General features: G+C 71.8%; 14 protein-coding genes and 1 pseudogene. 8 read left to right on the forward strand and 7 right to left on the reverse strand.

What is annotated here, in order from left to right; genetic code table 11:
* A partial coding sequence (locus tag AOK11_RS04860) for a DUF5133 domain-containing protein (protein WP_157869283.1) occupies positions 1-178 on the reverse strand: 178 nt, incomplete at its 3' end.
* A gap of 365 nt (positions 179-543) precedes the next feature.
* Here AOK11_RS04860 and AOK11_RS04865 point away from each other — a divergent pair.
* Complete coding sequence (locus AOK11_RS04865; RefSeq protein WP_055592381.1) at positions 544-1,056, forward strand: hypothetical protein; 513 nt, start codon at positions 544-546, stop codon at positions 1,054-1,056.
* Positions 1,053-3,197: a glycogen debranching protein GlgX gene (gene glgX, locus AOK11_RS04870; protein WP_055592382.1), complete on the forward strand. Its 2,145-nt coding sequence runs from the start codon at positions 1,053-1,055 to the stop codon at positions 3,195-3,197. Before AOK11_RS04865 ends, glgX begins: the two co-directional genes overlap by 4 nt.
* A gap of 57 nt (positions 3,198-3,254) precedes the next feature.
* Here glgX and AOK11_RS04875 read toward each other — a convergent pair whose 3' ends face one another.
* A complete protein-coding gene (locus AOK11_RS04875; protein ID WP_055592383.1) occupies positions 3,255-4,058 on the reverse strand; it encodes a VOC family protein in 804 nt (267 codons plus the stop codon).
* Positions 4,059-4,310: 252 nt separating this feature from the next.
* Here AOK11_RS04875 and AOK11_RS04880 point away from each other — a divergent pair, with 252 nt between their 5' ends.
* Positions 4,311-4,685, forward strand: a complete 375-nt coding sequence (locus tag AOK11_RS04880; protein WP_206188778.1) for an ANTAR domain-containing protein — start codon at positions 4,311-4,313, stop codon at positions 4,683-4,685.
* A 19-nt stretch (positions 4,686-4,704) separates the two neighbouring features.
* Here the strand turns inward: AOK11_RS04880 and AOK11_RS04885 are convergent, their stop codons facing one another.
* Positions 4,705-5,499 (reverse strand): RNA polymerase sigma factor SigF, encoded by a 795-nt coding sequence (locus AOK11_RS04885; RefSeq protein ID WP_055592384.1) that lies wholly within the window; start codon positions 5,497-5,499, stop codon positions 4,705-4,707.
* Positions 5,500-6,045: 546 nt separating this feature from the next.
* Between AOK11_RS04885 and AOK11_RS04890 the strand changes: the two genes are divergently transcribed.
* On the forward strand, positions 6,046-6,567 hold the full coding sequence (locus AOK11_RS04890) for a hypothetical protein (RefSeq protein ID WP_055592385.1): 522 nt from the start codon (positions 6,046-6,048) through the stop codon (positions 6,565-6,567).
* Positions 6,568-6,574: 7 nt separating this feature from the next.
* Here AOK11_RS04890 and hemC read toward each other — a convergent pair whose 3' ends face one another.
* Together hemC and AOK11_RS04900 are read right to left on the reverse strand one after the other, a co-directional pair.
* Entirely contained in the window at positions 6,575-7,510 is a 936-nt protein-coding gene (gene hemC, locus AOK11_RS04895; protein WP_055592386.1) for a hydroxymethylbilane synthase, read from the reverse strand.
* Positions 7,511-7,638: 128 nt separating this feature from the next.
* Positions 7,639-8,415: an NPP1 family protein gene (locus AOK11_RS04900; protein WP_055592387.1), complete on the reverse strand. Its 777-nt coding sequence runs from the start codon at positions 8,413-8,415 to the stop codon at positions 7,639-7,641.
* Positions 8,416-8,884: 469 nt separating this feature from the next.
* On the opposite strand from AOK11_RS04900, the gene AOK11_RS04905 reads away from it, so the two are divergent.
* The 3 genes from AOK11_RS04905 (at position 8,885) to AOK11_RS04915 (ending at position 10,325) form a co-directional block, all read left to right on the forward strand.
* Positions 8,885-9,406, forward strand: a complete 522-nt coding sequence (locus AOK11_RS04905; RefSeq protein ID WP_055592388.1) for a MarR family winged helix-turn-helix transcriptional regulator — start codon at positions 8,885-8,887, stop codon at positions 9,404-9,406.
* Between the two features lie 74 nt (positions 9,407-9,480).
* Positions 9,481-9,861 (forward strand): DoxX family protein, encoded by a 381-nt coding sequence (locus AOK11_RS04910; protein ID WP_055592389.1) that lies wholly within the window; start codon positions 9,481-9,483, stop codon positions 9,859-9,861.
* Positions 9,858-10,325: a peroxiredoxin gene (locus AOK11_RS04915; RefSeq protein WP_055592390.1), complete on the forward strand. Its 468-nt coding sequence runs from the start codon at positions 9,858-9,860 to the stop codon at positions 10,323-10,325. The genes AOK11_RS04910 and AOK11_RS04915 overlap by 4 nt, the downstream gene beginning before the upstream one ends.
* 78 nt (positions 10,326-10,403) lie before the next feature.
* On the opposite strand, the gene AOK11_RS04920 is transcribed toward AOK11_RS04915, so the two are convergent.
* Positions 10,404-11,234 (reverse strand): aldo/keto reductase, encoded by an 831-nt coding sequence (locus tag AOK11_RS04920; protein ID WP_055592391.1) that lies wholly within the window; start codon positions 11,232-11,234, stop codon positions 10,404-10,406.
* 146 nt (positions 11,235-11,380) lie between these two features.
* Here AOK11_RS04920 and AOK11_RS04925 point away from each other — a divergent pair, with 146 nt between their 5' ends.
* Positions 11,381-12,394 carry a TauD/TfdA dioxygenase family protein gene (locus AOK11_RS04925; protein WP_079034638.1) on the forward strand — a complete coding sequence of 338 codons (1,014 nt, stop codon included), beginning with the start codon at positions 11,381-11,383 and terminating at the stop codon, positions 12,392-12,394.
* A gap of 48 nt (positions 12,395-12,442) precedes the next feature.
* On the opposite strand, the pseudogene AOK11_RS04930 reads toward AOK11_RS04925, so the two are convergent.
* A pseudogene (locus AOK11_RS04930) lies at positions 12,443-13,264 on the reverse strand (metallophosphoesterase); the annotation flags it as partial.

Consider the following 13,264-nt stretch of genomic DNA (forward strand, 5'->3'; position numbering starts at 1 on the left):
CGGCCGCGTCGGCCGCCTCCCGCGCGCAGCGCTTGCCCATCAGCACGCAGAGGGTGTAGCCCGAGTCCTCGAACGTCGTCCGTACCGTGAGGTCGGTGGGGGCGGCGAGCATCACACGTTCCCAGGCCCGGTAGCGACGCAACTGCCGGGCGACTTCGGCTCTGGCGGGTAGCAGCATGGCGCCGTTCACCTTTCCGGGGCTCGTGGGGGGACGTTTCTTCCGACGGCCGGGCGGCGGCCGTGCGCGCGAAGGACACGGCCCGTGACGGCGTTCGACGGTCTTCACACATGGTGCATGAACAGTAACTGTGCGTCCTGTTGAACCTTGGTTCGGTGTGGCGGGCCGGGGGCTCTCCGGGGTCGGCGCGAACTGCGCCCATCCGGCGCAACGGTCACCCCGGCCGTGCGCTCGTGTTGCACGAATGGACCAACCCGGTCACGCTGATGGTGACTCAGGAGCGCCAACCGCTCACGTTTCGTGTTCGGGGCTCGTCCCGCAGGGGCGAGGGGAAATGGGAGCTTCGCGGTGAGGAGCCAACGAAGATGAAGACCGCAGTGCCCTGCTACTACCACCTCGACGTGGAAGTCAGCCCGGAGCGCCTGGAGCAGGTCGGCCGCATTCTGGCCGCCCACCTCCGGCACTGGGACCTGGAGAACCTGGTGGAGCCCGTCTGCCGCGGCACCGAGATGCTGCTGCGCGCCATCGACGAGCACGCCACCGACAAGAACGCGTCGATCGAGATGTGGTGGAACGGCCAGCACCTCATCACCGCCATCGGGGGCCACGACCGCGCTCTGCGCCCCGACCAGGAGCTGCGCGGCTGCCTGGAGCACATCGCCGCCAGCAGCGACGGCTGGGGCTGCTGCTCCACCGCGACCGGCAGCAAGGTCATCTGGTTCTCGCAGCGGGCCCGCGCCGACGAGCGTGTCCCGCTGGTGCCGACCGGGCCGGACCCGAAGGTGAGCGAGGGCCTGAGCCTGCCCCGCGTGGTCACCGTCGCCCAGCTGGCCGGCCTGGTGCGTACTCCCGCCGGCCTTCTGGAGGCAGCCCGGTGACCCGGAGGAAAACCGGCAGAGGGGCGCCCGCGTGGAGCGGGCGCCCCTATCCGCTGGGCGCGGTCCATGACGGCGAGGGCACCAACTTCGCACTGTTCAGCGAGGTCGCCGACGGCGTCGAACTCGTCCTGGTGGACGACTCCGGCCGCCACACCACCGTCCCGCTGACCGAGGCCGACGGCTTCGTGTGGCACGGCTACCTGCCCGGCGTCGGACCCGGCCAGCGCTACGGCTACCGGGTGCACGGGCCGTGGGCCCCGGCCGCCGGGCATCGCTGCAACCCGGCGAAGCTGCTCCTCGACCCGTACGCCACGGCCGTGGACGGGCAGATCGACAACCACCCCTCGCTCTACGAACGCCGTCCCGACGGCCCGGACCCGGCGGACAGCGCCGGACACACCGTGCTGGGCGTGGTGACCGACCCGGCGTTCGACTGGGGCGACGACACCCGGCCCGGCCGGCCGTACGCCGACACGGTGATCTACGAGGCCCATGTCAAGGGCATGACCCGCACCCACCCCGAGGTCCCCGCCGAACTGCGCGGCACCTACGCCGGACTGGCGCACCCGGCGGTGGTCGACCACCTGACCTCGCTGGGCGTCACCGCGGTGGAGCTGATGCCGGTGCACCAGTTCGTCCAGGACGGTGTGCTGCAGAGCCGCGGCCTGGCCAACTACTGGGGCTACAACACCATCGGCTACTTCGCCCCGCACAACGCCTACTCCGCCCACGGCACCCGCGGACAGCAGGTCGCCGAGTTCAAGACGATGGTCCGGACCCTGCACGCGGCGGGGCTCGAGGTGATCCTGGACGTCGTCTACAACCACACCGCCGAGGGCAACGAGAAGGGCCCCACCCTCTCCTTCCGCGGCATCGACAACTCCGCGTACTACCGGCTGGTGGACGGCGACTGGTCGCACTACTACGACACCACCGGCACCGGCAACAGTCTCCTGATGCGCCACCCCTACGTACTCCAGCTGATCATGGACTCGCTGCGGTACTGGGTCACCGAGATGCATGTCGACGGCTTCCGCTTCGACCTCGCGGCCACACTGGCCCGGCAGTTCCACGAGGTGGACCGGCTCTCCGCGTTCTTCGACCTCATCCAGCAGGATCCCGTGATCAGCCGCGTCAAGCTCATCGCCGAACCGTGGGACGTCGGCGAGGGCGGCTACCAGGTGGGCAACTTCCCCCAGCTGTGGTCGGAGTGGAACGGCAAGTACCGGGACGCCGTACGGGACTTCTGGCGCACCGAGCCGCACACGCTCGGCGAGTTCGCCTCCCGCCTCACCGGCTCCTCCGACCTGTACGCGCACAGCAGGCGACGGCCCCGCGCCAGCGTCAACTTCGTCACCGCGCACGACGGCTTCACCCTGCGCGACCTCGTCTCGTACAACGACAAGCACAACACGGCCAACGGCGAGGGCAACCGGGACGGCGAGAGCCACAACCGGTCCTGGAACAGCGGTGCGGAGGGCGACACCGACGACCCGTCCGTGCTCGAACTACGGGCTCGCCGTCAGCGCAACTTCCTTGCCACACTGCTTCTTTCGCAGGGCATTCCGATGCTCTCGCACGGCGACGAAGTGGGCCGCAGCCAGCGCGGCAACAACAACGCCTACTGCCAGGACAACGAGACCTCCTGGATAGACTGGAAGCTGACCGAGGAGCAGCGTTCCCTGCTGGACTTCACCCGGCGTGTCATCTCGCTGCGGATCGCCCACCCCGTACTGCGGCGCCGCCGCTTCTTCCACGGCGGGCCGGCGTCCCGCGCGGGCCGGGGCCTGCCCGACCTGGTGTGGCTGCTGCCGAGCGCCGAGGAGATGTCCGACGTCGACTGGCGGCGCTCGGACGCGCACAGCGTCGGTGTCTTCCTCAACGGCGACGCCATCGCCGAACCGGACCCGCGCGGCCGGCGCCTGGTCGACGACTCCTTCCTGCTGCTGCTCAACAGCCACTGGGATCCGGTGGACTTCCGACTTCCGGGCGCCGCCTACGGCGAGCGCTGGACGGCGCTGATCGACACCGCCGACCCGGACGGCGTCCCCGACGAGTCGGAGTACAAGGCGGGCACCGGGCTGACCGTGGGCTCGCGCAGCCTGGTGCTGCTGTCCAGGCCCCCGCACACCGCGGGGTGAGGGACCGCGGTCCTCCCGGGAGACGGGCCCGGGAGGACCGCGGGCGCCCGGCCGGAGTCAGCCGCCCCGGCGCGCGGTCACCGTGAACACGGCACCCTCGTTGTCGCGCAGCACGGCCTCATCGTCACGCACGGTCACCACGCTGCCGCCGTGCCGCTCGGCCGCGCGGACGCAGGCGTCCACGTCCGGCACGCTGAAGTGCACCTGCCAGTGGGGCCGGATCGTCGGATCGGGCGCCGATCCCAGCGCCCCCGACTCGATGCAGGCGAGTACCTGCCCGTCCCCGCGCAGCACCACCTCGTCGCCCTCGTAGACGACCTCCGTGTGGCCCTGCCCCGTCACACCCCAGTCGAAGACCTCGCCGTAGAAGATGGCGGCATCGAAGGCGTCCCGGGTGTGCAGCCTGATGAAGGAGGGCTGGGACCGCTGCCAACTGAGCCAGTCGGTGGACAGCTCGCCCTCCCACACCCCGAAGGTCGCGCCGTCCCGGTCGGCCAGCAGCGCCGCGCGCCCCGGGGGCAGTGAGATCGGGCCGACCGCCAGAGTGCCGCCGCGTTCCTGCACCCGCGCCACCGCCTCGTCCGCGCTGCGCGCCGCGAAGTACGGGGTCCAGGCCACGGCCATCCGCCACATGTCGGCGACCGCGGCGACGCCCGCCACCGGGACGCCGTCCGCCAGGGCGACCCGGAACCGCTCGTCCATCTTGACCGGGCGCCATCGCCAGCCCAGCACGGCCCCGTAGAACTCCTCGGTCGTCCCCAGATCGCGGCTGGTCAGACTCACCCAGCAGGGTGTTCCGTACACGGAGTGCGTCGAGAAGACGTCCGTCGTGCCGGAGGGGGAGGGCATGTCGTGGTTCATCACACTCGCGTCCTGATCGCTGATCTCGTCGGCCGGCAGTGACCCGCCGACTCCAGTGTCCGGCCTGTACGGCTCCGGGCGCCTGCCGAGTACCCCGACGGCGGTACCCGGTCCCGTGCGGCAGGGCCATGGACACGTCCGGTGGCACAGGACGGGACGAGTGACGACGATGGAGGAGCCGGACACTCGCTGAAGGCGCCCGAACACGGGTGCGTGCGGCACGGAAGCGGCACACCGGACCCGGAGGTGACCATGCCCACGGAGGGGGAAGCGGACCGGATCCTTCAGTTGGAGGAAGAGGTGCAGCAGCTGAAGGAGGCGGTCGTCTCGCACGCGGTGGTGGACCAGGCGATCGGAGTGGTCGTCGCCCTCGGGCGGGTGTCGCCCGATCAGGGGTGGACGGTGCTGAGGGAGGTCTCCCAGCACACCAACGTCAAGCTGCGCGACGTCGCCGCGACGATCGTGGCCTCGGGACGCACCGGTGTGCTGCCGCCGGGGCTCCGTGCGGAGCTGAGGAAGGCCCTGGACCGGGTCGGTGCCCCGGGCTGCCCGGACGCCGCCGGCTCGGACGTCCCGGTCCGTCCCGCCGGCCCACCCTGCGTCCGGGACGCGGTGGCCGGACCGTGACGGATTCGGCCGGACCGGTTCAGCCGGCCTCCGCCAGCAGTTCCTCGCGCACTTGCGCGAAGCAATTGCTGAGCAGGCGGGACACATGCATCTGCGAGATGCCGAGCAGCTCGGCAATGCTGCTCTGCGTCATGCCCCGGAAGAACCGCAGATAGAGGATGAGCCGCTCGCGCTCCGGAAGCGCCTCGAGGCAGGGCCGGACCGCCACCCGGTCGACGACCGTGTCGTACGCGGGGTCCGGGCCACCGAGCGAGTCCCCGAGCGCGTAGCCGTCCGTGCCCGGCATCTCCGCCTCCAGCGACAGCGCGGAGAAGCACTCCAGGGCCTCCATGCCGGTGCGCACCTCGTCCTCGGTCAGCTGCGCGTACGCGGCGATCTCGGCGGTCGTCGGAGCCCGGCCGGGAGTGGTCTGCGCCAGCTCCTTGGCGGCGTGCCGCACCCGGTTGCGCAGGTCCTGGACCCGGCGGGGCACGTGCAGGGTCCACATGTGGTCACGGAAGTGGCGTTTGATCTCCCCGGTGACGGTCGGCACGGCGTACGCCTCGAAGGCGGTGCCGCGCGCCGGGTCGTAGTGGTCGACGGCCTTGACCAGGCCCAGGGCCGCCACCTGGTACAGGTCCTCCAGCGCCTCGCCGCGCCCGCGGAAGCGCACGGCGATCCGCTCGGCCATGGGCAGCCAGGAACGGACGAGCCCGTCCCGCAGCGCCTTGCGCTCGGGGCCTTCCGGCAGCCGGGCGAGGCGGACGAAGTCCTGGGCGGTGTCCGGGGCGTCGTGGTGAGGATGCGGCTTCGTGGTGCTGCCGGCGATACGCATGACGCGCACCTCCCTGAGCAGGTGCCGGGTGGACGGGCACCGTGGGAGCGCGGACTCGGACCACACGGAGAAGACCCGGGGGCGGCGAGCCGGTTCCCACGGTCGTGCCTCCGGTCCGAAGCACTGAACCACTCATTCCCCGTATTGCTGTGGTGAAACGATTCTCCGAATTCGGGGCGGGGAATGCACGGGGAATTGAGGGAGTCGCACGCTCTGAAATCGAAGGAATTCAGTGCGTGAAATTCCGGAGGCCGGTGGTGTCGGTGGTACCGGTGGTGCCGGTGGTGAGGCCCCGAGGGCCGGCGGCGCGGAGCGCGCCCGCCCCGCCCCGGTGATCGTCCGGCCGGGGTGAGGAGGGCAGCGGGGACGACGTGATGTACGGCACGCCGTCGCGCGGGCCGGGCGGCGGGTCCGGTGGATCGTGCCAGCGCAGCGCTTGATCGGTGGCCGTCGGGGACGAAGCGCCCGACCATGGCGCATTCCGCTCATTTGACAGTGCGCCGAGCCCACAGATAGGAAACAGCGACAGAAGTCGAGAGGTGCACCGTGTACGAGCCGAACGTGGTCGGGGACTGGCAGGAGTACGACGAACATGCCGGTCTGCGGGTCCGCGTCCACCGTCTGGAATCGGGCGAGCCGCCCCGGGGACGGGACGACGCCGCCCAAGGGCTGACGTACTTCAGAGTCCGCGTGACCGTCGAGAACCGCGGCGAGCGGAACGTCGGAATTCATCTCGAGGACGGTCAGGTCGACGTACGGATCGGCCCCGACGGGGAGAGCGCGTTCCTGGACTGGCGCAACTCGCAGTTCATCGAGGGATTCGACGTCTATCCGCTGCGCCGGGCCACCGCCGTGCTCTACGCGGCCGGCCCCGAGGCGTCCCTGAGCCATGTCGACGTCCAGGTGCAGTTGCGGGTCGACGAGGAGTGGACCGGCCGTCGTCTGTGGTCGGGCGGCATCGACGTGCACGAGGGGCCCGCCGTGACTCCGTCGGGCGGTGTCCGGGAGGGCCTCGCGCATCAGATCGGCGTGTTCCTCCAGGAGCAGGCCGAGGAGGGCACCGCCTGAACCGGCGTCAGTGCGGGATCCCGTCGATGATCTCGCGGGCACCCTGACGGAGCAGGGCGACCGCGACCGAGGTGCCGAGCGTCGCCGGATCCAGCCGGCCGGCCCACTCGTGGGCGTTCAGCCGCACCTTGCCGTCCGGGGTGAAGACACAGGCCCGCAGTGACAGTTCGCCGCTCCGGTCGACCCGCGCGTATCCGGCGATCGGGCTGTTGCAGTGTCCCTGCAGCACATGCAGGAACATCCGCTCGGCGGTGGCCTCCCGATGCGTGTCCGGATGGCCGAGGGCGCTGACCGCGTCGATGAGATCCATGTCGCCCTCACGGCACTGGAGCGCGAGGATGCCCGCGCCGATGGGCGGCATCATCGCCTCGGGGGAGAGGAGCTCACTGATCACGTCGCGGCGGCCGATGCGCTCCAGACCGGAGACCGCGAGCAGCAGCGCGTCGGCCTCACCCGCCGCGAGCTTCGCCAGCCGCCGGTTGGCGTTGCCGCGGAACGGTACGCACTCGAGGTGCGGATGGGAGACGGCCAGCTGCGCGACACGGCGCACCGAGGAGGTGCCGATCCGGCTCCCGGCCGGCAACTCGTCCAGGGTGAGTCCGTCCAGGTGCACGAGGGCGTCACGGACGTCGTCCCGCTTCAGGAACGCGGCGAACACGGTCCCCGCGGGGAGCGGGCGGTCGGCGGGCACGTCCTTGACGCAGTGCACCGCGAGATCCGCCTCGCCGGTCAGCAGCGCGGCGTCGACCTCCTTGGTGAACGCGCCCTTGCCCTCCACCTGCGCCAGGTCGCCCAGCCATGTGTCGCCGGTGGTCCGCACGGGGACGACCGCGGTGCGCACACCGGGCAGGATGTCGGCCAAGTCGGCCCGGACGCGCTCCACTTGGGCGAGCGCCATGGGCGAGTCGCGGGAGACGATACGGATCAGTTCGGGGACGGACATGGCGACACGATAGACCCTTCGGCTCGAGCGCCCGTGCAGAGCGGGCCGGTTCGGGAGCCCGGACGGCGGATTCGTCCGGACTCCCGGTGGCGGGTGGTCAGGTGTTCGGACCCGGAGGGGTCACCGGGTCAGGCGTTCGGGTCGAACGGGATGCCCGACGGTTTCGCCGCGGCGAGATGGGAGGCGAAACTCCCGTCCTTGAGACCGAAGTTCGCACTGCCGAAGTTGTGCTGGACGAGCTTGTCGCGCAGCCCGGCCGGATACCCGTCCCAGCCGACCAGCGCCGGGTACTGCCAGGTGCCCTTGTGGTTCTCCGGCGGTTCGTCGCCGGCGCTCGCGAGCCGGAAGCAGTGCGTGCTGATGCCGTCCTTGTGGTACACGATCTTCGGGTGCGTCCCGTCGAAGCGGACCGCCGACCTCGCGTGGATCGAGAACGAACCGTGGTTGGAGGTCGAGACGTACTGGGCCGTGTCGTTCTGCACCCACACCACGACGTGCTCCCAGTCGTGGCGGTGGCCGCCGAGGCTGACGCCCGGAAGCGCCTGGTCCTTCTCGAAGTACAGGGCGTAGACGATGGCGCACCAGCCGTTGTTGCACTTCGAACGCGAGTAGCCGTTGGTGCTGTCCAGGTCCGGGGCGTCGCGGCAGTTGCCGTTGAGGGCGCCCGTCGGGTTGAGTCCGGGGTTGATCGCGCCGTCCGGGCCGATCGCGGGTGTGGGGTAGCACCCGTCGGTGTCGTAGTCGTAGGCGGGCTGGTACGTCCGGTCGAGAGTGTCGGCATTGGCCGGCAGGGCCGGCGGCGGTGCGGCGAAGGCGGTGGCGGGGAAGGCGATGACGAAGGCGAAGGCGCCGGCGAGACCGGTCAGCCATCTCCTGCGGTGCGTTCGGAAGGTACTCGACGACACTGCGTCCTCCTCGGAATCCGGGCGCAGCCCAACGGCTGTGGGGGGCAAGGGCGTTCAGCATCGCGGTTAGACGCGTCCATGCCAAGGGCTGTGGGCGTACCAAGGGTGAAGCGCTGCCCAACACTCGTGGAGCCGCTGCCGGATCACTCCCCGGCGTCCGGAACGCCGGCGGCCTCCTCCCCGGAGGGAAGGCGGGCTGGAGCCGGAGCCGGAGTCTCGGGCCGGCCGGCCGGCATGTCGTGCCGGGTGCGGGCGTTGCGGTGCGCTTCGCCGGCCGGCGGCGGCACCCCCGGTGCGCGCCCGTGCGATCGGCGGCAGGGGTGCGGCGGTGTGCGGGCGTCCGGGCGCCCGTCGCGCGCTGTTGCCCACGCACGGTCTTGCCCGAACGGTGCCCGCCGGCGGGCGGAGCGGTACGCTCCGTGCCCCCGCGGATTGATTGAGTTACGCAATGAGATGGTAAAGTGGGCGCATGCGCGCATCCTCGGTCCCCGACATCCCCGCCTCGCCGGAAGTGGCCGAGATCGAGCGTGCGCTCATGCGCGTCACCTATCTGGGCTCCCGCGCCCGCCAGCACGAACGGCTGATGGCCATGGCGGGCGTCCCCCTGGACCGTGCGGCCGTTGCGCTGCTGCGGCAGGCGGCCGACACCGAACCGATGCGGCCGGGCGAACTGGCCGCCCGCCTGGGCGTCGAGGCGTCGCACGTCACCCGCACCGTGCAGCAACTGCAGAAGTCCGGCCACGTCACCCGGGTCCCGGACCCCGACGACCGCCGCGCCCACCGCGTCGAACTCACCGAGACGGGCCGGGAGGCCATCACCCGCATCCGTGAGGTCGGGGCGCGGGCCATGCAGGTGGCTCTCTCCGACTGGTCCCCGGAGGAACTGCGGCAGCTCGCCACGCTCTTCCACCGCATGGTCGACGACTTCCTCGCCCACGCCGCCGAAGGAGAAGCGGAACCGCGCGGCGCCACCCCGGCCGGAGCCGCCTGACCCGCTCCCGACCCGGTGACCCCCTGCACTTACCGTCCGGTAATGTCGCGGGGCAGGCCACCGGAGGAGGAACCGTGTCACGGTCCGATCGCTCACCCCTGCTGCTCGCCGGCCTGCTGGCCGCCGCGGGCACCACCCACTTCACCGCCCCGCGCCGGTTCGACCACATCGTGCCGCGCTCCCTGCCGGGCTCGCCCCGGGCCTGGACCTACGCCAGCGGTGCCGCCGAACTCGCGCTGGCCGCCGGAGTGGCGCTGCCGCAGACCCGCAGGGTCGCCGCGCTGGCCACGGCCGCCTTCTTCGTCGGGGTCTTCCCCGCCAACGTGAAGATGGCTGTGGACTGGCGCCGCCGCCCCGCGCCGCAGCAGGCGGCCGCCTGGGGCCGACTGCCCCTGCAACTGCCGCTGGTGCTGTGGGCGCGAGGGGTTGCCAAGAGCGCGGAGCGTGCGGCGTGAGCGGGAGGCCGGAGAAGGGCGACACGGTCGAGGACTTCGCGCTCCCGGACGAGACGGGCACCGTCCGCGGGCTGTCGGAGCTGCTCGCCGAGGGGCCCGTGGTGCTGTTCTTCTATCCGGCCGCGCTGACCGCCGGCTGCACCGCGCAGGCCTGTCACTTCCGTGACCTGGCCGCCGAGTTCGCCGCGGCCGGCGCGCGGCCGGTGGGCATCAGCGGCGACGCCGTCGAACGGCAGGCGGAGTTCGCCGGACGGCACTCCCTCGGCATGCCCCTGCTGTCCGACGCCGACGGCGCCGTCCGCGAGCGGTTCGGGGTGAAGCGGGGCATCTCCCTGGCGCCGACCAAGCGCGTCACCTTCGTCATCGGGCAGGACCGCACCGTTCTCGAGGTCGTGCGCAGCGAACTGCGGATGAACGTGCACGCCGACCGCGCGCTCGCCGCACTCCGCGACCACCCGGTGTGACCCGCGCCTGACGGGCGCACGGCCCGCAGCGGCACACGTGGCCCGACTGCGGGCCGTGCGCCCGTCAGGGGGCGGCGGTCAGAACTCCTCGTGCACCTCCGGGTCCCCGCCGATCCGCCGGTGGGCCCGGTCCGTGAGGGTGCGCATCTGGGCGTCGTCCAGCGTGAAGCCGAAGACATCGAGGTTGGCGCGCTGCCGCTCGGGGTCGGCCGACTTGGGCACGGGCAGCGCCCCGAGCTGGATGTGCCAGCGCAGCACCGCCTGGGCCGGGGTGACCCCGTGGGCCTCGGCGACGGCGGCCACGGCAAGGTCGTCCAGGAGCTGCGAACCCCGGCCCAGCGGGCTCCAGCTCTCGACGAGCACGCCCTTGTCCGCGTGGTGGGAGCGCAGCTCCTCCTGGGGGAAGAACGGGTGCAGCTCGACCTGGTTGACCGAGGGCAGCACCCCGGTCTCCTTCTCCAGCCGCTCGATGTGGGCGGGCGTGAAGTTGGAGACGCCGATCGACCGTACGAGACCGTCCTCGCGCAGCTTGATCATGGCCTTCCAGGAGTCGACGTACTTGCCGACCCGGGGGAGTGGCCAGTGGATCAGATACAGGTCGACGTACTCCAGGCCGAGACGCGCGCGGGACTCCTCGAAGGAGGCGAGGGTCTCCTCGTAGCCGTGGTGGCGGCCGGGGAGCTTCGTCGTCACGACGACCTCCTCGCGCGGGACACCGGCACGGGCCACGGCACGGCCCACCCCGGTCTCGTTGTGGTAGTTCGTCGCCGTGTCGACGAGGCGGTACCCCGTCTCCAGGGCCGCGGCCACGGACTGCTCGGCCTGCGCGTCGTCCATCGGCCAGGTGCCGAGGCCGATGGCGGGGATCGTCGTGCCGTCGTTGAGCGTGTGGTTCGGGATGCTGATCACGAGGGGACCTTCCCGTTGACAGTGTCGTCTCTCTCCAGCCTCACCGACCGGGCGGCCAGCGATCAACCTGACGGGCGGGCCGGACGGACGACACGGGCGCATCCGAACCGGCACCGGCCGGGGACGGACCGATGGAGGGGGCACGCATGACCACGGGCGGGAGCGACATGGACGGCACGAGGAGCATCGGGCGGCGCACGGGAGGTGAGCGGCACGCGGGGACGGGTCCGGGCGTCGAGGTGCGTCCGGTCGCCGGGCACATCGGTGCCGAGATCACCGGTGTCGACCTCGCCGACGAGCCCGGCGACGCCGTGATCGCCGCCATCCGGGCGGCGGTGCTGCGCTGGAAGGTGGTGTTCTTCCGCGGGCAGCGACTGGACCACGCGGGGCATGTGGCGCTGGCCCGGCGGTTCGGCGAGCCGGTCGTCCTGCCCCGGCGGGGCAAGGCCTCGCCGCCCGGCTTCCCGGAGATCGAGACGACCGCCGACCGGCTGGAGCTCGGCGGACGGTTCGGCATGGAGCACGACGAATGGCTGCGCCGCCGCCGCCACACCCTGCTGCGCGGCTGGCACTGCGACCACGGCGCCCGGATCGACCCGCCCGCCGCGACGATTCTGCGCGCCCAGACCGTCCCGCCCTACGGCGGTGACACCACCTGGTCGAACCTGGCCGCCGCCTACGCCGGACTGTCCGCCCCGGTACGGGAGTTCGCCGACCGGCTGCGCGCCGAGCACCGGCTGGGGGTCGGCTACCTGCCCCGGTCCGGCGACGACGCCTATGTACGGCACCTGCTGGACCACCAGACCGCCTCCGAGCATCCCCTGGTGCGGGTCCATCCGGAGACGGGGGAGCGGGTGCTGTTCGTCAACGGCTACTACGTCGAGCAGATCACCGGGCTGTCCCGGCCGGAGAGCCGGGCGATCCTGGAGATGCTGCTGGAGCAGGCGACCCGGCCCGAGTACACGGTGCGTTTCCGGTGGGAGCCGGGGAGCGTGGCGTTCTGGGACAACCGTGCCACCATCCACCTCGCCCCGGGCGACACCGCCCACCTCGACCACCCACGGATCATGCACCGGGTGATGCTCGCGGGGGAGGTGCCGGTCGGCACCGACGGCCGCGCCTCGGAGCCGATCACCGGGACCGCACCCGGACGCTGGTGACCGCCCGCCCGACGTGCTCCGCCCGACAGCCCCGCGCCGGGGGAGCGGTCACGTCAGCGGGATGGTCACCTCGTCCTCGACCGGCGGGGCGACCTCCTGCGCGAGGTTGCCGGTGGCGGCGTGGCAGCGCAGCCGGATCGCGTCCGGGCCCACGTCCAGCCGCAGGAAGCACTTGAAGAACGGCGGCGTGTAGGTGGCCGAACCGGGTGAGAACACCTGCGTGTGGACCTTGCGCACGGGCAGCCTGAACCGTTTGCCCCGGTCGGGCCGGCGGCCGGTCCCGAGCAGTCCGGCGACCAGCCGCATCCGCCGGGTGACCCGGGCCGGCGGGTGCGGCACGCGGGTGGGACCGATGCCGAGGCGTTCGGCGATCACGGCCGCCGCCTCGGCATCGGTGAGGGTGAAGAAGCGGCGCAGCCGCGTCCGGCGCGCGTAGAGCGCGCTGTAGAAGGCGAGGGAGTCGCCGCGCAGCGGATAGCAGCGGAAGTCCTGTTCGGTGACGCCGGCGACGTCGACACGGGGGATGGTGTGGGTGGCGTGCGTGAAGGCGCCGCCACCGCCCGCCACCACGTACTGGAGGGTGCGGCCGTCGTCCAGACGGACCGGATAGCGCTGGTAGTTGTGGATGTCACCGCCGATCGCCGCCACATAGTGGTGGTCCGGGTCGCGGACGATGTCGTCGACGGTTCCCCCGCCCTCGACGGGACAGGGACGGTGCGCGCCGTCCACGTACAGCGGCGAGCCGGTCACGAGGATCTTCGGGCGCGGCCCCCGGGACACCTCCCGCAGCCAGGCTCCCTGCTCGGCGTCGACGGTTCCCAGCAGGCCGGTGTCGATGCCTATGATCCGCACCGGCCTGCTGGGAACCGT

It is taken from the genome of Streptomyces hirsutus, from assembly GCF_001418415.1.
Lineage (GTDB): Bacteria > Actinomycetota > Actinomycetes > Streptomycetales > Streptomycetaceae > Streptomyces > Streptomyces hirsutus.